At 54.9% G+C, this 22,809-nt stretch carries 19 protein-coding genes; 6 read left to right on the plus strand and 13 right to left on the minus strand.

Features of this window, described 5'->3' with window-relative positions:
- Positions 1-267: 267 nt before the first annotated feature.
- The 6 genes from MKX63_RS02555 to MKX63_RS02580 form a co-directional block, all read right to left on the minus strand.
- A complete protein-coding gene (locus tag MKX63_RS02555) occupies positions 268-1,248 on the minus strand; it encodes a permease prefix domain 1-containing protein (RefSeq protein WP_341015061.1) in 981 nt (326 codons plus the stop codon).
- Between the two features lie 5 nt (positions 1,249-1,253).
- On the minus strand, positions 1,254-1,580 hold the full coding sequence (locus MKX63_RS02560) for a PadR family transcriptional regulator (protein ID WP_036723569.1): 327 nt from the start codon (positions 1,578-1,580) through the stop codon (positions 1,254-1,256).
- A 266-nt stretch (positions 1,581-1,846) separates the two neighbouring features.
- Positions 1,847-2,302, minus strand: a complete 456-nt coding sequence (locus MKX63_RS02565) for an NUDIX hydrolase (RefSeq protein ID WP_341015062.1) — start codon at positions 2,300-2,302, stop codon at positions 1,847-1,849.
- Between the two features lie 124 nt (positions 2,303-2,426).
- Positions 2,427-4,382 (minus strand): type I pullulanase, encoded by a 1,956-nt coding sequence (gene pulA, locus MKX63_RS02570; protein ID WP_341015063.1) that lies wholly within the window; start codon positions 4,380-4,382, stop codon positions 2,427-2,429.
- A gap of 482 nt (positions 4,383-4,864) precedes the next feature.
- Complete coding sequence (locus MKX63_RS02575) at positions 4,865-5,491, minus strand: C39 family peptidase (RefSeq protein WP_341015064.1); 627 nt, start codon at positions 5,489-5,491, stop codon at positions 4,865-4,867.
- Entirely contained in the window at positions 5,488-8,961 is a 3,474-nt protein-coding gene (locus MKX63_RS02580) for a PAS domain S-box protein (protein ID WP_341015066.1), read from the minus strand. The genes MKX63_RS02575 and MKX63_RS02580 overlap by 4 nt, the downstream gene beginning before the upstream one ends.
- Before the next feature lie 305 nt (positions 8,962-9,266).
- On the opposite strand from MKX63_RS02580, the gene MKX63_RS02585 reads away from it, so the two are divergent.
- The 3 genes from MKX63_RS02585 to MKX63_RS02595 all read left to right on the plus strand — a co-directional run bounded on the left by MKX63_RS02585 (position 9,267) and on the right by MKX63_RS02595 (position 11,914).
- Positions 9,267-10,091, plus strand: a complete 825-nt coding sequence (locus MKX63_RS02585) for a hypothetical protein (protein ID WP_341015067.1) — start codon at positions 9,267-9,269, stop codon at positions 10,089-10,091.
- A gap of 104 nt (positions 10,092-10,195) precedes the next feature.
- Positions 10,196-11,302, plus strand: coding sequence for a glycosyltransferase family 4 protein (locus MKX63_RS02590; protein WP_341015068.1), 1,107 nt, complete (start codon positions 10,196-10,198; stop codon positions 11,300-11,302).
- A 285-nt stretch (positions 11,303-11,587) separates the two neighbouring features.
- Positions 11,588-11,914, plus strand: coding sequence for a P-II family nitrogen regulator (locus MKX63_RS02595; RefSeq protein WP_341015069.1), 327 nt, complete (start codon positions 11,588-11,590; stop codon positions 11,912-11,914).
- Positions 11,915-12,045: 131 nt separating this feature from the next.
- Here MKX63_RS02595 and MKX63_RS02600 read toward each other — a convergent pair whose 3' ends face one another.
- Positions 12,046-13,287: a DUF445 domain-containing protein gene (locus MKX63_RS02600; RefSeq protein WP_341015070.1), complete on the minus strand. Its 1,242-nt coding sequence runs from the start codon at positions 13,285-13,287 to the stop codon at positions 12,046-12,048.
- A gap of 229 nt (positions 13,288-13,516) precedes the next feature.
- On the opposite strand from MKX63_RS02600, the gene MKX63_RS02605 reads away from it, so the two are divergent.
- Positions 13,517-14,374 carry a Cof-type HAD-IIB family hydrolase gene (locus tag MKX63_RS02605; protein WP_341015071.1) on the plus strand — a complete coding sequence of 286 codons (858 nt, stop codon included), beginning with the start codon at positions 13,517-13,519 and terminating at the stop codon, positions 14,372-14,374.
- A gap of 130 nt (positions 14,375-14,504) precedes the next feature.
- Here MKX63_RS02605 and MKX63_RS02610 read toward each other — a convergent pair whose 3' ends face one another.
- Entirely contained in the window at positions 14,505-14,630 is a 126-nt protein-coding gene (locus MKX63_RS02610) for a hypothetical protein (RefSeq protein WP_341015073.1), read from the minus strand.
- Positions 14,631-14,767: 137 nt separating this feature from the next.
- On the opposite strand from MKX63_RS02610, the gene MKX63_RS02615 reads away from it, so the two are divergent.
- Together MKX63_RS02615 and MKX63_RS02620 are read left to right on the plus strand one after the other, a co-directional pair.
- On the plus strand, positions 14,768-15,238 hold the full coding sequence (locus MKX63_RS02615) for an Imm30 family immunity protein (protein ID WP_341015075.1): 471 nt from the start codon (positions 14,768-14,770) through the stop codon (positions 15,236-15,238).
- A gap of 93 nt (positions 15,239-15,331) precedes the next feature.
- The gene (locus MKX63_RS02620; RefSeq protein WP_341015076.1) at positions 15,332-17,677 is read left to right on the plus strand and encodes an ATP-dependent helicase; all 2,346 of its coding nucleotides are present in this window, start codon (positions 15,332-15,334) and stop codon (positions 17,675-17,677) included.
- Positions 17,678-18,310: 633 nt separating this feature from the next.
- Here the strand turns inward: MKX63_RS02620 and MKX63_RS02625 are convergent.
- The 5 genes from MKX63_RS02625 to MKX63_RS02645 form a co-directional block, all read right to left on the minus strand.
- Positions 18,311-18,547 (minus strand): DUF6953 family protein, encoded by a 237-nt coding sequence (locus MKX63_RS02625; protein WP_209876251.1) that lies wholly within the window; start codon positions 18,545-18,547, stop codon positions 18,311-18,313.
- Between the two features lie 100 nt (positions 18,548-18,647).
- The gene (locus tag MKX63_RS02630) at positions 18,648-19,424 is read right to left on the minus strand and encodes an ABC transporter permease (protein WP_341015077.1); all 777 of its coding nucleotides are present in this window, start codon (positions 19,422-19,424) and stop codon (positions 18,648-18,650) included.
- A gap of 16 nt (positions 19,425-19,440) precedes the next feature.
- Entirely contained in the window at positions 19,441-20,229 is a 789-nt protein-coding gene (locus MKX63_RS02635) for an ABC transporter ATP-binding protein (protein WP_341015078.1), read from the minus strand.
- Positions 20,230-20,251: 22 nt separating this feature from the next.
- Complete coding sequence (locus tag MKX63_RS02640) at positions 20,252-21,280, minus strand: ABC transporter substrate-binding protein (RefSeq protein WP_341015079.1); 1,029 nt, start codon at positions 21,278-21,280, stop codon at positions 20,252-20,254.
- Between the two features lie 47 nt (positions 21,281-21,327).
- Positions 21,328-22,782, minus strand: coding sequence for an aryl-sulfate sulfotransferase (locus tag MKX63_RS02645; protein ID WP_341015080.1), 1,455 nt, complete (start codon positions 22,780-22,782; stop codon positions 21,328-21,330).
- Positions 22,783-22,809: the final 27 nt, after the last annotated feature.

Genomic DNA, 22,809 nt, shown 5'->3' on the forward strand with positions numbered 1-22,809 from the left:
TTGGCCGCCGAAAGGTAATAGACGGCATTCATGCCCACACCCGGCTCCAAAAAGAAACACACTCTTCTGTCACCGTCCGTTATTCTGTCACTGTAAAGCAGCGAAGCAAGAGGCTGTAACGGGGCTTCAAATCACCCCGGTACAGGCTCTTGCACGGTTATCATAAGGGGAATAAATGCCTTCATATTACCACCTATCCGCAGGGAGAGAACATGAGCAATGTCACCTTTTGTGTTAACGTTATGTGGCAAATCGTGGACAGCAGGGTCAGGCAGCATCTTTTTTCTTGAACATATTGTAGACCGAGCTGAACACCCCAAACAGAATGCCCGTTAACGGGAAGACGATCCAGTTGATCTCCCACTGGTCAAACACAATACCGCTCACCAGAAAAACACAAGTAACCAACGGCCAGATCACAGCGGCAACCGCACCGACAAACCGGTCCTCCTCCTTCTTCGCTTCACTGAAATCACCGGTCTTCAGCAGTTTCTGATAAGCCCCCCGGATATTTCCGTAATACACGAAGAGGAACACCGCTACAGCCACCATGATCAACAGAACGGCTACCCCGAACGAGCTGTATTCATCTCCAAACACAGAAGATACAAAGATGGCAATCGGCGACAATACGCATAAACAGACCCCCATGATGAGCGACAACGTATAGGTGGCGGCAAAAGCCGACTGTCTCTGCTCAATATATGCCTCCAGAGGATACGGCAGATTGAACCCGGACTCCAAATATTTGTATTTCTCCATTTTCGTGCCACTGTAGATAAATAAGGCGATAGCAGGAACGAGGAGCAGTAACAGGGAGACCAGCCCGATCATGCTCATCGCATCCTCAGAGAATACAGAGTCCATGAACCCGTTCTCCCCCAGACCTGAGATCAGGATTAGCAGAGCAGCGCCCAGCATAATCAGCCCTACACCCCAGCCTACGAGCAGGCCTGATCTTTTTTTGGCAGCGATAAATCCCTCTACAGCAAGCTCATCCAGCATGGGCAGCCCCAGTTCTTCCTCCTTACGAACCTCTCCAAGCCCCAGCTCGCTGACCAGCTCATCAATGTTGCCGAATTCAGAAATGACAATGCCCACCGCTTCGTTCTCCGACTTCCCTTCATGCTTCAGTTCATAGTATTTCTCCTCCATGTTGCCAAGCAGCTCCTGCTTCAGCATCGCCATCTGTTCCGTTCTGGGCAGAGATGCGAACATATTGTTCAAGTATACAATGATGGTATCCAAGTTCCTCACAGCTCCTTTATGAATTTGTTGATAACTTCCTGCGTGATCTGCCATTCCTCGCATTTGGCCCGGTAGTAGGCAAGACCCTGCGGAGTGATGCGGTAGTAGGTGCGTCTTTTGCCAAACGTCTCATCCAGATAAAAAGAATCAATATAACCGTTCTTCTCCAGCCGGGTGAATGCCGAATAGAGAGTGGTTTCCTTCATAATGTATTTCTCTTCCGACAACTTCCGTATGTTCTTGGAAATCTCATAGCCATAAGACTCCCCGTCCAGAAGCATGTAGAGGATCATCGTATCGTTATATCCCCTGATCACATCACTGCTGATCAATTGCCTGCCTCCTTTACTTCATCTGTCGTAGTAATTAGGTTCATTGTAGCACAATTACTACGACAGATGAAGTAGTGTTTTACACGGAAATACTTTTTATTTTTAAAAGCGGGGTTATGGGCGGATTCCGTGCTAAAGCAGGCTCGGATAAACCCTTGACATAAAAGCGCCCCTTGGAGAGTTTCCTCCAAAGGACGCTTAAACTGAATCTTATTCCTGGAGTTTACTGTCCCGTTTTTCGGAATCACCTTGCTTGCTTCAGGATACTACACCTGATCTCTTAGAAACCTTGATATGATGGGCCGGTCTGGAGGGCTTATGTGACTTGGCAGTTGATCCAGCTCAAAAAACTGAATATCCTGCACCTCATCCCCGTCTCCTCTAAGGGTTCCCCTGTAACCCTTGCACAGATATGCTGCAACAACGTTATGTACTTCGTCTCCATTGGGATACCGGTAATACAATTCCGGCCCAGAAAATAAATCCAGTAGCTCTAAGCCCAACGCCTCTAATCCTACCTCCTCGAAAAGCTCCCGCTTCGCAACCTCTATCATCTCTTCCCCCGGCTCCATGGAACCTCCTGGCAATCCCCACATGCCGTTATCTGTTCTCTGTTGCAATAATAATCGCCCATGGGGGTCCAACAAAATCACACAAGCTCCTGCCATAATGAGGGGATGAGTTCCGATTAAGGTGCGGATTTGTTTAATATAATTGGTCATGTGCTTCACGTCCTTATAAGTTCGACTGTATTTACCTTAATATAGCATTGCACAGACAAACAGCAAAAAGCAGACTGCCCAGGCAGACTGCTTCTGCGATACCTATAATCGCGATAGCTATCAGTCAATTCACAGCAAGTACAATCATTCCAATTCCTGCAGCGGTTAAAATACCGCCCTCCAGCCCGCTGATCTGCTCCTCGCCGAATACGATGTCCCATGTGCCCAGTTCGGGCAGCTTCAGGGCTGCACCCTCCGGGTTGGCATTGTACAGAACGTACAGATGCTCCGCAGAATCTCCTCCGGCATGATCGCGGAGCGTGAAGGCCACCGCCTGCGCCGGTGCGTCTTCGAACACCAGATGGTCACGGATCTCCTCTGCGGTACGCAGCCGGAAGGCGGGATGAGCCGCGCGCAGCGCGATTAGCTGCTTCATGTACGCTACGGATTCAGCATGCTCCGCGCAGCGTTCCCAGTCCAGCCAGTTCACTTCCACTGGTGATTTATAGCTGTTCTCCACACCATCCTTGGTCCGCAGGAACTCCTGCCCGGCATGGATGAATGGAATCCCCTGACTGGTCAGCACGATGGCTGAGGCAAGATGATGCATGGTGAGGCGCTGCCCGTCTTCCGCTCCTGCCGTAGACAAGACCAGCTTATCCCACAGTGTATGATTGTCATGGCACTCCACGAAGTTCACACTCTGCTGCGGCTCCTGGGCGTATTGCCCGAGACCGGGCCCATAGTAAATCGCTCCGGCAATGCCCGCCTTCACATTGCGCTCGAAGCCGAACCCGCCGCTGATGAAGCCCTTTTGGTCATGGAGAAATATATTTCCTTTCACCGCATCGCGGAAGCCGTCATTAAAGTGTCCGATGCCCGGCATCTCATTGGCTTGACACTGGTTGGCCCGCTGCTCTTCTGCCAGCTCCGTATCCATCACCCAGCCTTCGCCAATGGTCATAATCGAGGGGTCCAGCTCATCCAGACGGCGGCGGATCTCATTCATGGTCCCTGTATCATGCAGTCCCATCAGATCGAAGCGGAAGCCGTCAATATGGTACTCCTTAGCCCAGTACAGCACGGACTCCACGATGAAACGGGACATCATCTTGCGCTCAGAAGCAGTGTCGTTCCCGCAGCCGGAGCCGTTGGATAACCGGCCATCTGCGGTGTAGCGCAAATAATAACCGGGAACCAGCTTGGTGAAGTTCACCCGGAAGCCGTCATAGACATGATTGTAGACCACATCCATAATGACACGCAGGCCGCGGTCATGAAGTGCCTGAATCATCGTCTTCAGCTCCCGGATGCGCAGGCCCGGAACATACGGATCTGACGCATAAGAGCCTTCAGGAGCATTATAGTTCTTGGGATCATATCCCCAATTATAGTGAGGCTCCGTAAGAAGGGTCTCATCCACGCTCTCTGTCGCATAATCATAAATAGGCAGCAGCTGCACATGGGTAACACCCAGACTGGCTATATGATCAAGACCGGTGGCAATGCCCTCAGGACCCCGGGTTCCGGCTTCAGCAAGACCCAGGTATTGCCCTGTATGCGCAATCCCGCTGGCAGGATGGACGGATAAATCGCGCAAGTGAAGCTCATAGATCACCGCATCCACCGGGTCCGCAAGCGGCGGCTTATCCTGCGTCCAGCGCGCGGGATCGGTCTTGCGCAGATCCAGGATAGCCCCTCTGTCCCCGTTCACGCCGACCGCGCGGGCGTACGGGTCCACCGCTTCATTCCATAGATCACCGATGCGCACCTTATAGGTGTAGAACATTCCGTCCAGATCACCCGGAACGCTGAGTCTCCAGGTTCCCCGGACGTCACGCACCATGGGAATCTGCCGCTGCGCAGCATCCTTCCAGGATGGATAGAGCACCAGCTCCGCTTCCTGGGCCGTCGGGGCCCACAGACAGAACGCTGAGCCGGACGCCGAATAGGTTAGGCCAAGATCCTCTCCTTCATAGCTGAACAGCTCATCGAAACTCCGGTCGAAGACAGAGATTCCGCCGGTAGCCGCCGGGTCCCCGTAATCAATCGGTTCCTTCATTTCCTTCTGTACTGACAAGGCATACCGCCTCCTTTACCCTTAACTAAATATACGGCACAATTTCAAGTATTTATTCAACTCTGTTTTTCTCTATATGAAATTTTATCCTAACCGCCACGTTTGTGCAAACGTTTGAATCACACTCTGCAAGTGAAAACGGCATTACCGTCCTTTGTAAGGATAGGGCGAAGCATATACATTCTTATCATTCAAAAAGGCCGGGACACAGCAGATATCCTGCCCCGGCCCGGCCACTATCTATCCACCCAAATTCTAACGGACCGGAGGGATCTTATCCCCGCGAAAACGCCACTTTTTGCAGCGTAACGGACTCAGGCGACCTTACAGTCTCTCTATGAGACGTTTCGGAGCTGAAGGGCAAAGGATAAGGCCTGTGGAGTCCGTTACTCGCCCGATTGGCGACTTTCTTTCCAAAATAGGAGCACCTCAGTCCGTTACGCCAAACCAAACGCCCCTGAAGAACAACGCCCGCTTGTCTGTTACTGCACATCTGGAGATTCCGGCAGGTTGAGCGACACCATCGTAAGTATTTTTATATTCGCTGAATAGGAGATCAGCCGTTCTCTGCCCGGAGTATAACCGCCGCCCGGATGCTGCACCCCGTTGTCATGGACAACCAGCTTGCAGGAGCCGTCCTCCTCATCCTCATAGCCGATTCCCAGCACCCAATGATAGTCATACGCATATCTTCCGCGCCAGCGGAGGCTGAACCACTTGTCGAATTTGAGCGCGACCGGACGCCCGGCATTAATCTCGGCCCGGTAGCGCCCGATATCATTGAAGACGGATACCTCAATAAGGCCGGAGTGGTTGTGTAAAAGCGGCAGGGCTGAGCCGATGTACGCCCGGAGGCCTCTGACAAAGCTGCGTGTGCTCATGCCCCAGGGCGTCCCGCCATGGTGGGTATAGATATAATTGATATGTGCGGCCATGGAATCAAAATGGCGGATACCCGGAATAAACGTCCGGCTCCTGTGCGAATGCCAATATTCCAGAAGGGCGGCCATGGTTGCCGGTCCGCAAGCTGAGGAAGGCGAGGCTACGCCTGTCTCCCACTGTGTATAAGCCTTCGCCTTCAGGCGCTCCCCGGAAGTCTTCCTGCTCATAGGGATACCCTATGGCTGCAATGCTCCAGCACCCGGTCAATATCGGCAGCCAGGAACGGCTTGCTTACAAAATCATCCATACCCGCCGCGTAGCAGCGCTCCCGGTCCTCTTTTCTGGCATACGCTGTCACGGCTGCAATATACGGCTGGTGCGGAGCAGGCGCCTGTTCGCGGATTCTGGCCGTTGCCGTAAGCCCGCTCATCCCCGGCATTTGAACATCCATGAATACCAGATCATACCGCTCACGGAGCACTGCCTGCACCGCAGCTTCGCCATGATCGACCAGATCGGCGGCATAGCCTCTTTTGTCCAGCATCGTAACCAGCAGCTTCTGATTCACCGGATGATCCTCCGCCACCAGTATACGCAGAGGCCCGAATTCAGCAGCGGATTGGCCTTCTTCCGGAATACTGGTCTGTTCAGAGGCTAACGCCGGATCAGAGACGGGCAACATGTCCTCCTTGCCTCCTTCCGGTTCCAGCTCAACATCTACAGGCAGGATGAAATAGAAATTAGATCCTTCCCCGACCACACTCTCCACCGTGATGGCCCCGCCCATCAGCTCCACCAGCTTTTTGCAGATTGCCAGGCCCAGTCCGGTTCCCCCGTACTTGCGGTTAATAGACGGATGCAGCTGTGAAAAGGACTGGAACAGCAGCGGCTGCTTCTCGGGAGGGATGCCAATGCCTGTATCGGCCACGCTGAACTTAAGCGTCAGCCTCCTGCGGTCCCTGCTATATTCTCTGCTCAGCAGAATGGAGACTTGTCCCGTCTCGGTGAATTTCACGGCATTGCTGACGAGATTCACCAGCACCTGACGCAGCCGGGCCGCATCTCCCATAATCAGCTCCGGCACATCCGCAGCCATGCGGCAGGACAGCTCAATATTCTTTTCACGGGCCTTCGGCATGAACAGCTCCGTGATATTGTCGAGCAATTCCGCCAGACTTACCGGTTCACGGGTAAGCGTCATTTTACCGGCCTCGATTTTGCTGAAATCCAGAATTTCATTAAGAATATATAACAGGGATGCACTGCTCTCGCTGATAATCTGGGCATACCCCCGCTGTTCTTCCGTCAATTCCGTCTCAGCCAGCAGATCGGTCATTCCCATAATTCCGTTCATCGGTGTACGCAGCTCATGACTCATGATGGCAAGGAATTCCGATTTGGCCTGGTCGGCCTTCTCCGCCAGCTCCTTGGCCCGGATGATCTCCTTCTCCCCGGTAGTGTCACGGAAGACAACAACCGCTCCCTTACGCTCCCCCTTGTCGAACAGAGGGGTAACCTGGTACTCGGCCAGGAAGCTGGAGCCGTCCTTGCGCCACAGCACCGCATCCAGGCTCTGATGGGCTTCTCCTGCCCGGACTGCCCGCATCAGCGGAGACTCCTCCGGCCGGTAATGGTTGCCGTCGAGCGCAGTCTGCTGGATAGGGTCCAGGTACGGATGTCCGGTAATCTCATCACATTCGAAGCCCAGCATATTCGCTCCCGCAGGATTAATAAAGGTCACCCGCCCCTCGTTGTCCAGACCGAATATTCCTTCGGATACGGCATTGAGAATCAGGGTGTAATCATTGCTCAGCTTCTCAATCTGCTCCGTGTATCTGATATGATCTGTGATATCGCGGGAGATTCCATATACCCCTACTACCTGGTGATCCACAACAATTGGAATATTAATCGTATTGATCTCCACCGGATGCCCGTCTTTGTGAATCAGCGTCAGATCATAGCTCTGCGGCTCCCCCTGGCTGGCAAGAGTGAAGTGATGCAGCGTCTTCTGAATATCTTTGTCAGCGACCAGCGGCCCAAAATAATTCCCCAGCAGCTCCTCCAGCGAGTAGCCGCTCAGCTGCTCCAGATTGGCATTCGCCGTCAGATAATCCCCCTGCAGATTCATGGAATATACCGCCGCAGGATTATACTCGAACAGGGATTTGTAGCGCTGCTCACTCTCCTGCAGCTTCGATTCGAATTGCTTGCGTTCAGTAATGTCACGTCCTACCGCAATAATCTCTGTCTTCCGGCCCTGCGCATCAAAAATATAACGGCTGTTCGTCTCAAACCACACATAGGTACCGTTCTTGTGGCGGTAGCGGTAGGAGGCCGGGGGAATTAATCCCGAATCCTCACTCTCCGCCATCTGATTCAGAATCATCTCCAGATCATCAGGATGCAAGTAATCGTAGGCACTGGTGCCGATCATCTCCTCAGGCTCATAGCCGAGCAGCGACCGGCTGGCCGGCGAGCAATACAGGAAGATGCTGTCCTCTATCGCATGGCGGGAGATCAGGTCAAGGGAATTCTCGGACATCAGCCGGAAGTTCCGTTCACTCTCCCGCAGCTGCTCCTCCATATGCATACGCTCGGTAATATCCTGCATCATGCCGAACAGCTGGGCCGGCCGGCCCTCCGGTCCCGCAATAACATCCCACTGGACATGCACCATCAGGACCTCCCCATCCGGCAAAATCATCCGGAAAGCCGTGTTCCCCGGCTCCCCCAGTCCCCTGGCCCGTTCGACGGCCTCCCTCAGAATCGGAACATCCTCCGGATGGACCAGTGCCAGAAAGGCATTCTGATTCACATGCCCTGTCTCCACACTGTATTGCAGAATACGCTGCAGTTCATCGGAGAACGTGACTCTGCCCTTCAGCAGATCCCAGCCCCAGGAGCCTATTCTGGCCACCCGCTGGGCGGATGCAAGAGCCTCCTCGCTGTGCTTGCGCCGGGTGACGTTACGGCCAATCCCCATTATCCGTGTGATTTCACCCTTCTCGCCACGGATCACATGGAAGGAGGTCTCAAACCACAGATAGTGACCCTCCTTATGACGCAGGCGGCGGCTGGAGATATTGTTCTCCAGCAGACCGCCGGAGCTGTTGATAGCCCCAACATCGTCAAGATGATAGAATTCTGCGCGGTTCCTGCCGATAATCTCCTCTGGATAGTATCCAATCTGGGAGTAAGAGGACGGCGATATGAATGTTATCGTTCCGTCCGGCAGCGAGAAGGAGATCATACTCTGATCGTCTTTTATGAATAAATTGTACAGATCGCGGCTGTCTACGGTCAGCTGATCTGCAATTTTGCGGTCTGTTACGTCCTGTGCATATACAATAACAGTCTGGCCGGAAGGCTCCTCTTGAGCCGGAATGAAGGTCAGGGCGAGCCAGAACGGCTGCCCGTCACGGCCGGAGAACCGCTGATCCGTCTGGAGAGCCTGTCCTTGCTGCTGTGCAAGCTCTGTCACGATTCGCTGAATGGTGAACCGCTCCTGCAGTTCCCGGCCGGCCCCCGATTGAGTCCCTGAGAGAAACTCAGCTTCAGTGCAGCCCAGCATATTGCAAAAGGCAGGATTAATTTTCATCCATCGGCCTCCTTCAGGAGACAATACCGCCATACCCACGGGGGATAAACGGAAGGCTTGATCGAAAATGCTGTTATTACTGGCCAAGTTATCCATTACATAAGACCTCCTTCATTCCGGGCTGGCGCTCGCTTCTGCAGACCCTCTGCTGTTCTTCGTCTGCCATTTCTACCTTCACAGTATACGCTATGACTGTCACAGAACGAAATGGAAGCCCAGTCCTTGATTTTTAAAAGTTCAAATTGAAATCATTGACAAAATATACGGTTTTCCCTATATTTAAAAATAAAACTATCTTCGTGACTCATTACGCCGGAAGCACCCGTAATAGAGGCCTGTTGGCCTTTACTGCGGGTGCTTTGTTTGTGTTCCGGGACATGAAGACAAGCGGAGGAATGTTAATGAACAATCTGTATAAGCCAAGTTGTCTGCTGCTGTCTCTCTTGATTGCCCTTGCCCTAAGCTTCCTGGCCGGTCCGGCTTCGGCAGAGGCGGCAGTGATTACCTCAACGGTTCAAGCTTCCTTTGACCTGACTGCTGCTAAGGCGGATAGCACTGCCCGCGCCCGGATGAAGAGCCAATTCACCGAATTAACCCTTCTGTCTGCCGGGTATGACAGCCGGGAGGTGCAGATCCGGGCGCTTCATGATCAGAATACAGAGGCGCTGAATGCAGTCCGGGAGTCCATCAAGAATATGGACCAGGCTTCCATCACCAAGCTGAGCACCTCCGTCAGCAGTGCCAAGCAGCGTTATCAGCCGCTGTTCGATCAATACAGCGCGCTGAACAAGCGGATCTCCCTGCTCAAGGGACTGAAGGACAAGACGCTGAATTCCGTTCTGAAGGCCCAATCAGAAGCCATGAAGCTGTTGGTCCAGATAGCCCGCCAGGAGATCCGCGACAAGGAAGCGCTGCTCAAGGCCGCCAAGGATACCCGTTCGCGCCGGATGGCCGCTGCCCGCAAGACCCTGGCCGGCATTGACAGACCGCAAAGCTTAATCAAATCACAAAAAAGCGCAGTCTCTGCCCTGAACAAGCGGCTAACGGCAGACTGGAGCGACTTCAAGGCGGCTATCCGCAAGCAGAATCCTGCTCTGGCCGGACAATCCTTATCTTCTATGGTCGCCGGATACAAGCAGATCGCAGCGGGCAAGCTGAAGATCCTGGAGTATGAGCAGACAATTGCCGGAATCATTGCCGCTACTCTTAAACAGACGGGCAGCTAAGCCGCAGACCGCCGTTCCCTGCTTGCTCCTGTGTCTTCTGCACGCCAGAACGCATATGTTAGGTTAAGAACCCTATCTACTATGCAGCGGGAGGAGCAGCTACAATGCACATCTGCATGATTGCACCGGAGCAGTTCACGGTTCCCGGGGACGGCTCTGTGGAGATTTGCATCTGGAATATCGCGCGGAGGCTGGCCAAGAGACATAAGGTAACCATCCTAAGCCGCAGAGCCGCCGGTCTTCCTGACACGGATGAGCTTGAGCAGGTCAAGTTCATCCGGCTGCCTTCAGGCAGCCCTTCCCGGTACCGCAGCTCCGTTCTCATGTTCCTGGAAGCTGCCGAACCGTTCGACCTTATTCAGATTGATAACCGGCCACGGCTGGCAGCGGCTGTGAAGCGGCAGTCCCCCGGCACTCCGGTGATGATATTCCTTCACTCTCTCACCTTCGTGCCCCAGGAGCCCGGCATCGCCCGCAGCCTGGCCCTGGCCGATGCCGTCACGGCCAACAGCAGCTCCCTGGAGCAGCGGCTTATCCGGAGGTTCCCCGGCATCCGCAGCAAGCTTCGTGTGGTTCCTCTGGGAGCAGACCTGTCGCGCTTCACTCCTGCGTCTGCGCAGGAGAAGGCGCGTCTGCGCACACTGCATGGTCTTGGCACCGGCTTCACGGTCCTGTTCGTAGGCCGGGTCATCCCGCGCAAGGGAGTGCCTGTGCTGCTCCGGGCCATGCACCGCCTGAACCGGCATATGCCTGCACGGCTGCTGATCGCGGGCAAGGGGAAGCCGCCGTATCTCCGGCAGCTGAGAGTCCTTGCGCGGCGGCTGGGCGTACACGTGTCTTTTCTCGGCAACATTCCCCATGAGGACATCCACAGTATGTATCAGGCTGCCGACTGCTTCATTTGCCCCTCCCAGCAGCATGAAGCCTTCGGGCTGGTGAATGTGGAGGCGATGGCCTCGGGGCTGCCGGTGATTGCCTCCAGCAACGGCGGAATACGGGAGATTATCGATTCGGGCCGTAACGGCTATCTGGTGAAGCAGTACAGGAACCCTGCTGCTTTTGCCAGCCGTATGCTGCAGATCGGCCGCAATCCGGATCTTGCCGCAAGGATCGGACTACAGGGCAGAAGCGACGCGCTGCAGATGTATGAGTGGCAGCATACCGCAGAGCTGCTGGAGAATATTTATTTGAAGCTGACGGGATTACGTTAACCAGAGGAGGCTTTCTCCTTCATGGCTCTTCTGGTTAACGAAGGAGCCCCCCCCTTTACCTTGCAATGCTCCTCTGGAGGGCAGACGTTGCCAGCATGAAAGTCCAGTCAGGTTGCGACAATGTGTCATACGGATTTTGTGATCCTTCTCGCAGGATGCAGCCGGGAGTTAATCATATACTACACATGTAAGCGTTGCCATTAAACAAATGCATTGTACAGTAATCCACCGAGATATTGGCAACCCCCTACAACCTATTATTCGCTGTAGAAAGGGTGCATCGTTATGTTAATGATCAAAGCTATAGTAAGACCTGAGAAAGCGGATGAAGTGATGGCCGAATTGCTGCTGGCCGGCTTCCCCTCCATCAGCAAGATGGATCTGCTCGGACGCGGCAAGCAAAAGGGCATTCAGGTCGGAACCAACCATTACAATCAAATCTCCAAGAAGCTGCTGATGATCGTCATTCAGGATGATGACAAGGATGACGTAATCAGCATTATTATGCGTACAGCCAGAACCGGTGAGCACGGCTCCTTCGGCGACGGCAAAATCTTTGTCCTGCCGGTACAAGAGGTCTTCACCATCAGCAACGGCAAGAACCAGCTGTAGAGCGTCTTCGCCCTGTTATATTCGCGCCTTCTTATATTTTGAAAGAGGCAGCAAAGCATTCCCCCGCTCTCCGCCATCACGGACGACCGGGGACTGCCTTGCTGCCTTTATGAATTTTTGATATATCAATCTCAGATCAGCTGGATGACGGTAAGCACCAGCCCGACCACAAAGCCGCAGACGGCCCCGTTGACACGAATCCACTGCAGATCCTTGCCGACCTTCTCCTCCAGCATATTCACCAGAGCGGCATCGTCCATCTGATCGAGGTTCTCCTTGACCAGTTGCCCGATCCGGTAATGATTAGCTTCCACGAAGGAGATCAGCGTACCGCGAATCCGTTCTTCTGATGTCTGAATCCATTCCTTCTCCCGGCTAACCCGCCGGACCAGCGCGGCATACAGCGAGAACAGCCTGCACCCGCCCCGCCCCCGGTCCTCTTCCAGCAGTGTAACCGCCTTGCCGCGCAGCCCTTGGAGCTGCTGCAGCATAAATGCGGCGGCCGCTTCCCCTTCAAGCTCATTCAGCGCCCAATTCTTCAGCGAGGCAATCCGTTCTTCATCGCTCAGCAGCTGGAACAGAGCCACCCGGATCTCCCGGATAACCTCCTCCCGGTAGGGGCTATCTTCTTCCTTAAAGTCACGGATCGTAGACTGCACCATGCCCTGGAGCATTTCCCCCAGCATATCGGCATCCACGAACCCGACGAAGGCCTGGAAGGCCATCCCCTTCAGTCCGCCAAGCTTGACCTCGGCCAGCTTCTCGCTGGCGATCTTACCCAGCATAGCCCGCGTCTCCGGGCGTCCACTCCAGGCGGAGATCCCCTCCAGCGCAAAATCAAGAGCTGCAATATCCTTGCCCTCATTCATCAGGCTAGTGGCAATCGTATCTGCTGCGGCTCCAAGCTTAGCTTCACGCAGGTAGCTTGCCGCTGCCGATTGAATATATGGAACGGCCTGCTCTACCGGAAGCCGCAGCACGAAGCCCTTCAGCTGCTCCAGCACTTCCTGCCGCGCTTTCTTTCGGGAGAAGAACCGGGTCAGCACGGTAGCTCCGAGCGAAACTATATTGAATGTGCGCAGCTTATTCTCAATGCTCTCCTTGTTCAGCAGCTCATTCTCCATCGCAGAGATCAGGGACTGGATCAGCTTATCCCGGTTCTTCAATAGCAGCGAGGTATGCGGAATTCTCAGGCCCAGCGGATGGCGGAACAACGCCGTTACGGCAAACCAGTCGGCGATGCCTCCGACCAGACCTGCCTCGAAGCCGCCTCTCAGCAGAATAACTGCCAGATTCTCCGGCAGAAACAAGGTGAACAGAAAGCCGCAGGCCATAATAGCCAGTGAGATCGTAGCTAAATTTCTGGATTTCATCAGTATCTTTTCCCCCTTACATAGCGACCCCATGCCGCTAGCATCCCGGCCATCGTCCCTTGCACATGCAGAAGATAAACCAGGCTGTCAGGTTACAGGTCTGCCTTACATTGTACCACGTGAGTACTCTTTTCTGAAAATCCTCTAGATGATCACTTTCATTTCAAATTTTCCGGTCAGTCATGATAAAATACAGACAAAGCCATAGATAGAACAGGAGAACAATTACATGCTTATTGCACTGGATATGGACGGAACGCTGCTCAATGCGGAGGGTGAAATCAGCAACGAGAACAAAGAGGCTATTCTTCAAGCACAGCGCCTGGGGCATATCGTGATTATTGCTACAGGCAGGTCCTATATGGACGCTGAGCGGCAGCTGCGGCTGGCTGATCTGGAATGTCCTGTGGTGAGTCTTAATGGTGCTGTAATCACGCTGGCTGACCGGAGCGTGGCGGCAAGCACCCCGCTGAATAAAGAGGATATTATCCCTGCACTGCGCTGGATGAATGAAATTCCTGAATTGTATTACGAGGTGTACACTGAGGATAATGTATATGTAGAGCTCGACAAGCGGGTACAGCTGGAAAAGCTGGCTGCTCATAAGGATACTGAGGTTCCCGAGGAATTGGCCTGGCTGCTTCAGGCGATGGTAGACCAGCAGTTCCAGCAGGCAGCGGTGACCTACGTGGAGAAGATGGAGGACGTCTGGAGCAAGGAAGAAAATCTGATCTATAAAACCCTGGTCTTCTCGCTGAACCGTGAGCTGCTGAAGGAAGCCTCTGCGCGGTTCGCCGCCATTCCCGGACTGATTATTACCGCATCGCATGTCAACAATATCGAGATCAACCATGAGGAAGCGAATAAAGGCGCCGGTGTAAGCATGCTCGCTGCCCATTACGGGATTCCCGCGGAGCAAGTGGCGGTGATGGGCGACAGCTACAATGATCTGCCTATGTTCGAGATGGCGGGGTATAAGATTGCCATGGAAAATGCCGCCCCCGTGCTGAAGCAGACCGCCGACTTCATTACGTTAAGCCATACGGAGAATGGTGTAGCGGCTGGGCTGCGGCATCTTCTCAAGTAGAAACGGCTTCGCCGTCCTTTTAAAGGACGGTACCGTTTCAGCGAGAAATAGAAGGATAAGTTATCGTGTGAAACATATAAGTTCTTATATTTGGACAGAAAAGCAGCCTTCAAATGAAGGCTGCTCTCTGCTACCTGCGGTCGGTTCCCGAGCGCCGGATGAAGCATAATGAGATGGCTCCCAGATTGAGGGCCAAATATAGAATGAGCATCAACCGTTCGGCATTGCTTAATTCCATAAGCACCGGAATAAACATGATATCCCTCCATTACCTCACTTCTATTTGTCCATCTGTTATAATCAGCTAGTCCTTTGTCCAATATATTAGTATTATCTGCCAAAAAGTGGACTTTATGATAAATGGCGTTATTTTCTGCTGGGAGGAATTACTCTATGAACCACCTATACCCCGGGATTGCCCGGTTATATGAGAACCGGCTGCTGCGCACCGAGCTGGAATGCGAGCAGTTTGATCAGGCGCTGGAGGGTCTGGCCGGTGATACGGAAGATGCCGTCATTCACCAGATTTTCAAAGTATTCGACGATGATACGGAGCAGGAAGAGGTCATGTTCAGCCTTGTTCATTTTGTAGAGAGTGTCCAGATGGAGATGTATCTGACCCAGCTGCTGGAATCGCTGCCGGAGATGCTGGAGCATGCCCGTAACTGGGCGATTGTGCTAAACCAAAGAATTCTCCAGGACGACACTTTCCGCAGAGACTACGCTGAGATCGCTGTGCGCATGCCTCCAAGAATCCGTCAGTGCCTGTCCTTCCTGCTGGAGGAGATCAAGGAGGATCAGCCGCGGCTGTATGAGCGCAAGGTGAATTCTTTTCTGGCCAAGCTAAATACATCCGCGAGATAGCCTCGTGCAGAAAAGAGTGCAGAATGGTATAGTGTATACTGGCCAAAACCGCATGACTGATTATGCATTCAGAAGCAAACGAAGGTGAACATAATGAACAAGCTCTTATTCCATAATATCCCGCTGGGAGCCAGCGGTGAGAATATACCCCAGGCGAAGGTCGCCTCGGCCCGGACGAGCCGGGAGACGGTTCAGCCGGGGGACAGCGATGCGTCTTATTTCAGGCGGCTGGAGGCTGGAGGCATTCTGCTCAATCCGCCGCAGATCTTGGCGGTCCGCCATCATCTCGGGCCGCTGCTGACACTGGCTGGAGCCGGCTCCGGCAAAACCTCGGTGCTGATCTGCAGAACCGGGTATTTGCTGTCTGTGCGCGGCATCGCCCCCGGACGCCTGCTGCTGTTGACCTTCTCCAGCAAGGCAGCAGCAGAGATGCGCGAGCGGATCGCCCTGCTGCCGGGGGTGAACGAGGGGGATGCTGCGCGCCTTACGGCGCGTACGTTCCACTCGTTCTTTCTTTATTTCCTGCGGCGGCAGGGGCTGCGGCAGGATATTTTCAGCGAGACCCGCCGCCAGCATATTCTGCTGAAGCAGATTATGCGCGAGTTAGGACTGCCGAAGGATACCTATCCTCCTGAGAATCTGCTCAGTCTGCTTTCTGCCTGGAAGATGAACATGGGCTTGCCCGCACAGCTGCCGGAGACTACAGAAGCAGAGAAGGAGATGAAGGCTATTCTGGCTCTGTACGAGCAGTGGAAGACCGATCATTTCAAAATCGACTTCGATGATGTGCTGCTGCTCGCCTACCAGATACTCCGCGAACAGCCTGCGCTATTGCGGGAGCTGCAGCAGCAGTATCAATATGTGATGGTCGATGAGTTCCAGGATACGAATGCGCTGCAATATGAGCTGGTGAAGATGGTTGCTGCTCCGCAGGATAATCTGATGGTGGTCGGTGACGATGACCAGACGATCTATTCCTTCAACGGAGCCCGCAGCGAGTTCATCCTGGAGTTCGAGAAGCTGTATCCGCAGGCCAAGGTGATTACGCTGGATATCAACTACCGGTCCGGCCCGGCGATCATCGGGCTGGGCAACGGCATCATCCGCCATAATTCACGGCGCCGTGCCAAGACGCTACAGGCCGCCCGCAGTAGCGGCCTGCCGCCCCGTTATCTGCGTCCGCTGACGGCAGATGACGAGGCCGCGCAGATTGTGGAGCATATAGAGCGTGAGACCCAGAGCGGGACCAGGGAATTCCGTGATTTCGCCCTGTTATACCGCGCGACCAGCAGCAACCGGGCGGTCCTGGAGCTGCTGCTGCTGCACGATATTCCTTATATAGATTATGGGGAAGGTCAGCTGCTGTATGAGCATTGGCTGATCTCTCCGGTGCTGGATCACCTTCGCCTGTCGTTGAACCGCCGTGACTTCGCCGCCATGGAGAATATTCTGCCAACACTCTACATGAACCGGGACAAGGGGATGGAGCATATCCGGCGCATGGAGGCGGTGCAGGCGAAGCAGGGCCCGCTGATACATCTGCTGTCCATGCCGGGCATGGAGGATTTCAAGGGCGGCAAGCTGCGCGAGCGGCTGGACCTGATCCGCGGCCTGCGGGAGCTGACACCGCTCCAAGCGATCCGCCAGATCCGCACGGTATTCTACGATTATTTCATCGAAGGCAGCGAGCGCCATCAGGCTACGCTGCACCGGGAGACGCTGAAGGAAATGCTCGATGAGCTGGAGTCCTCAGCGGAGCGCTTCGCTACGATTCCGCTATTCCTTGAATTCATCGGCAACGTAACAGAGCGCAATGAGCAGAACCGGCAGCCGGGGCTGAAGGAGCAAGGCAACCGGGTGGCGCTGATGACCATCCACAAATCCAAGGGGTTGGAGTTCCCCGTAGTCTTCCTGATTGGAGCCTCCGAAGGCATTCTGCCGCATAGCTCCGCTCTGGAGGAGAACCGCGTGAAGGACCGCAAGCCAGCGAAGGCCTCGGTCAAGGTAATCAGCCCGGCCGCCGCAAGAGCCGCAGCCGAAGCGGGCAATGCCGCATTGGAAGAGGAGCGCCGACTCGCCTATGTGGCCGTTACCCGGGCCAAGGAAGAGCTGTTCATCAGCTCGCCCGCCCGGCATCGGGGCAAGAAGGCGGAGGTCTCGCGCTTCATGCTTGCGGCCTTCCGTTCTGCGGTGCGCCCGCAGGCACCGGCTCCGGCTGCCGGAGGCAGCCGCCCGGGCAGAACGCCTATAACCCGAAGCAGCGCCCCGGGTTCAGCCCCCGTGAGAACACATACTGTCGCGGTCTGGAAATGCACCGGTAGAGCCTGCCCGGGCTGGACCCGTAAGAAGGCGGGCGGAGCAGAGGAGCACCTGGCCTCGAAGCCGTGCCCGCTATGCAGCTCCCCGATGGAACCAAGCACCCGGGAGGTCCCGGTGTAGACGGAATGTAATCGGTTTTTCGACCACATTCGGCCTGCGCGCTGCCACCTGGCTAATTGTAATCGGTTTTTCGATCACATTAGACCTACATGCTGCCACCTGGCCAATTGTAGTCGGTTTTTCGATCACATTGGGCCTACGTGCCGCTATCTGGCCAATTGTAGTCGGTTTTTCGATCACATTGGGCCTACGTGCCGCCACCTGGCCAATTGTAGTCGGTTTTTCGATCACATTGGGCCTGCGCGCCGCCACCTGGCTAATTGTAATCGGTTTTTCGATCACATTAGACCTACATGCTGCCACCTGGCCAATTGTAGTCGGTTTTTCGATCACATTGGGCCTGCGCGCTGCCATCTGGCCAATTGTAGTCGGTTTTTCGATCACATTGGGCCTACGTGCCGCTATCTGGCTAATTGTAGTCGGTTTTTCGACTACATTGAAACCCGTCCGCACTTGGACAAGTATAAAGGGAGCGCTGCAATTACTGCAGCGCTCCCTTTAGTGCTCTTTGGCGGATGCCCGCCAGCGGGACATGCCAGTATTCTGTTAATCCCGCCCAATCACCGGGCTCCGGCCAATCCGCCATACCCCGCTATATGCGTACAGCGGTTCAGCACAATGTACCGGCCTATCTTAAGTCCAGGCCCACAGGAATCCGTCGCGGTCCCAGGCAATCCGGCCGCCATGCAGCTTGCGGAAGGCCTTCTTCACTTCCTTGGATAACGAAGCGTTGCCGTTCTCATTCACGAATACAAACTGTTCACCGAAGTTTGCCTTCACATATTCAATCGCAGCGGTCTGGTATAACGTCCCTGTGAACTTGATTTCCTTCACCATCCACTCCGCTACTTCCTGTGCGGTTACTTCCATTCGGGGTACTGCTCCTTCCTGTTCATCCTGCTTGCTTGCAGATTCCCCCATTATACCATGAATCCCGCTGCATCTATCCGATCCGATCTAATCCGTTCCTTTATCGTCTGTGCGCACCCGCGCTGACCACACCATAGCGGTAGAGCACCTTCCGGCCGAACCAGCCGAAGGCCCGGTCTGTGAAGAAGCCCATGAAGCCGAGGCTAATCAGCCCTACGAAGATCCAGTCGGTACGGAAGAACAGCCGCGAATTCCAGATTAGGTACCCCACCCCTTCGTTCGAGGCAATCATCTCCGCGCCGATAATCGCCATATAGGAGGTGCCCATCGCCAGCCGCACACCCGTGAAAATATACGGAATCGTCGCAGGCACAATGACGTGCAGCAGAATCTTCCACTCACTGGCCCCCATGCTGCGTGCGGAGCGGATCTTGTCCTCCTCCACCGACATGACCCCGGTCAGGGTGTTCAACACCACAATGAAGAAGGTGGCATACATAATCAGTGCGATCTTCGACTGCTCACCGATGCCGAACCAGACCAGGAAGAGGGTAATGAAGGCAATCGGCGGAATGAAGCGGATGAAATTCAGGAACGGCTCGGCGAACAGGCGGACAACATTCACCTTGCCGGTGATCAGTCCTGCCGGAATAGCCAGCAGACTGCCAAGCACCCAGCCGATCAGCACGCGGTACAAGCTGACCCCGATATATTGCACCAGCGTTCCGTCCTCCACCAGCTCCCGCCCGCCCCGGGCCGTGGCCCACGGCCCGGGAATAACATCCGGACCATACACCCAGGCGCCCAGCTGCCAGAGCAGCAGTACGGCAAGCCACAGCAGGGATATGGATACCCATTTCTTTTCCAGCCATCTCATCAGGTTCACCTCCGTCCTATTCTTCAAAATGGCTCTGAATCCGGCCATACAGCGCGTAGAATTCAGGTGAAGCCACATCCCGCGGGAAGGGCAGCGTATTGTCATAGATGTCTGTGATATTGGAGGAGGGCCCTACCGACATAATGCCAATGCGCTCCCCCAGCAGCAGTGCTTCCTGAATATCGTGGGTCACGAAGATCACCGTCTTATGCGTCTCCCGCCAGATCTGCACCAGTTCCTTCTGCATCGTCCGCCGGGTCATGGCATCCAGCGCACCAAACGGCTCATCCATCAGCAGGATCGCCGGATCATTCGCCAGCACCCGGGCCAGCTGTACCCGCTGTTTCATCCCGCCCGACAGCGCCTTCGGGAATTTATCCTCATGACCGTTCAGTCCGACAAGCTTGATATACCGGTCCGATAAGCTTCGGCGCTCTGCCTTGGCCACCTTCTTCATCCGTAGTCCGAACTCTACATTCTCCCGCACCGTCAGCCAGGGGAACAGGGACGAATCGGCTTGCTGGAACACCACCGCCCGGTCCCGGCCCGGCTTATCCACCTCGATATTGTCTACCCGCAAATGTCCGCCCGACTTGGAGACGAACCCGGCAATCATATTGAGCAGCGTGGATTTGCCGCAGCCGCTTGGGCCAAGCAACACGAAGAATTCTCCGCCCTTGATCACCAGATCTACATCCTTAATAATGTAGTGGACATCTCCGGCTGCCGGTTCACTGTAGCTCTTGCGCAGCTGCTCGATATGAATAGCATGCTGCCTTGCCGCTGGTTTAGCAGATAAAGACATGGGGCGCCTCCTGTGATTTCATTTATTTCGGATAGGTCACTTTATCCGGCAGCGCCTGCTTCAGCGGCTCCAGCTTAAGCTTGCTGCCAAGATCAAAGTCCTGCGTGATAATCCCTGTATCCACCATATACTTCTTCTGTCCGGCGAGACTGTCATATGCAGCCTGGGTGAAGCCCACCTTCCACGGATTCGCCGGCAGATCCTTCAGCGTTGCTTCCTTCGGCTGCTTCACTTCCTTGTACATCAGCTCCGCCACGTCCTCCGGATGCTCCTGCACGTATGCCGAGGCTTCATCCACCGCTGCCAGGAAAGCACCAATGCCTTCACCATGCTCCTCTACAAAAGCATCCGCGGCTACGATTCCCATCCCCAGCCGCACCGGAGTCTTCGACATATCGGTCAGCTCATGCACGCCCTCAAGCGCAGCCAGCTTATCGGTCAGTGCTGAACCGCTGAACCAGGCGGCATCGACATCTCCCTGCTTCAGGGCGATGAAGGCTTCGTCGAAGGCCCCCTGTCCTGTAAGCTTCACATCGCTAAGCGCGATGCCCTGCTCCTTCAGGTATTCATCCCACAGATACGGCAGGAACGTCCCGCGCAGGAAGCTCAGATTCTTGCCCTTCAAGTCAGCGGCAGACTGAATGTCGTCCTTGACGTACAGCTTCCAGACTGCCGCTGCCTGATCCGTGGCCTGACCGGCGGAAGCAATGATCGAATAGTCGCCCTTGGCAACGGCGTTCAGCACCGGAAAGTCCGCCCCGAAGGCCACATCCACCTGCTTGATGAACAGCGCATTCACTCCCTCCGCCGGTGTCCCGAAGTTGATGATCTCTGCATCGATGCCGTGGCTTTTGAAAATGCCTTGCTTAAGGGCTACCCGAAAGGTCGGATTCGTATTGATATCGGCAATCCTGATCTTCAGGGTCTCCGGTGTACCGCCGCCCTCTCCCGAAGAGGCTGCCGCATCTCCCTTGGAGCTGCAGCCCGAGAGCACCAGTGCCAGCGATAAGGATAAGAGCAGAAGGCTTGAGCTGTACCATGATTTTGTCACAAGAACGCACCTCTTCGTCTATGAATTTATGAAGCCTGCCTGAGTCTCTACCTGGCCCGCCGGACGCTGCCTTCATCCGTAGTGGCTACACAGGCTGCCCCCTCTGTAAAAGGAAGCGTCGTCGCCACCTGCACGACTGAATCCGATCCCTTCGGCGCGGCTCCCGGCACCCGGAAGCTGGACACGTCAAGCGGCGCAATCGCATTCTCCTGCGGCTTCGTAAGCTGCGGCACCCAGGCATAGGGTACCCGGTAAGAACGGTAGACCATATTCGTATTGCGGCGGTCGGTGTATGGGGAGATATACTCCCAGACCAGCTCATGCGCTGCTGTGACCTCGAACAGCCGTCCGTTGGAGCCTTCGGTAATCAGCGTGTTGCCGTTCGCAAGCCGCTGTGCCGAGCTGATATACGGGCTGTAGAACTTATAGGAATCCGTCGGAATGGAGAATCCGGCCTCCGCCGAAGTATACTGCCACTCGATCTCAAGCGTCACCGGGTTAATCTCCAGCACGCGTGAGTGATCACGCAGCGCGTTCTTCTGCCCGAACGGCGATGCCGGATTCGGCAGACCGTAGCCGCCCCAGCCGCCGTTATCGAATACAAGCAGATTGCCTTCCCCCGGCAGCCCCTTCGGAATGATGTGGGCATGATGCTGGCCGATAATCCAGCCGATATGCATCACTTCGGGCAGGGAATAGTCCGGGCCCAGACGCCAGACGATGGCCCCGCTGCGCTTATCGGTGATGGCGATTATATTTGCCTCACGGGCATCCCATATAATGTTGTCCGGGTGGAAGCGCTCGTCACCCTGATCATAGAACCGGTTCGGCCCCACATAGGACGCAGAGTTAATATGCAGCCAGTCGCCTACGCCGCCGCCCAGATCGCCGAAGGAGCGGGTGTTGGGGTCGCGGAACAGGACATTGCGCGCCGCCTGGTCGAAGCCCAGCTCCGCGAAATGATCGCTGGCGGCCCACTCCCAGAGGACGTTGCCTTCCCAGTCCACTTCAATAATCGTGTCATCCAGCAGCTCCTTGTCGGAAATCCCGGGGTTATACAGATTTTTATGCGCCAGAATTAGTGTTGTCCCGCTGTTAACCGAAGGATCAAGCCCGGGAGCATAGTATCCGGCAGGATTGCCTTCTCGCTGGTAATCATGGTGCTGGCGGGCATACCAGAGCGGCTCGGCCCCAGGGTCCTTGATCAACTCATAGCTGTTATATCTCCAGACCACATTGCCTTCCCAATCCACCTGCACCAGATCGACATTATCCTGAATGCCGAATTTGGGATCTCTTCGGCCGGTACTGCCCAGGACATAGCCGCCGGGAAGGATTTTGGCCGGGAAACCGATCAGCCCTTGCCATAGATGTACCTCCTTGCCGCTCATGTCGATCAGCACTACGCCCTCATCGCCTGCCTGAAATACCGTGTAGCCGCTCCATGCCTTGGCCGGGTTATATACAGTTGCCCCTGTTGGATATATTGTGGAATGTCCCATGCTCATCTCTCCTCATCATTAGGTTGG

The sequence above is a fragment of the Paenibacillus sp. FSL R7-0179 genome (assembly GCF_038002265.1).
Classification (GTDB): domain Bacteria; phylum Bacillota; class Bacilli; order Paenibacillales; family Paenibacillaceae; genus Paenibacillus_AQ.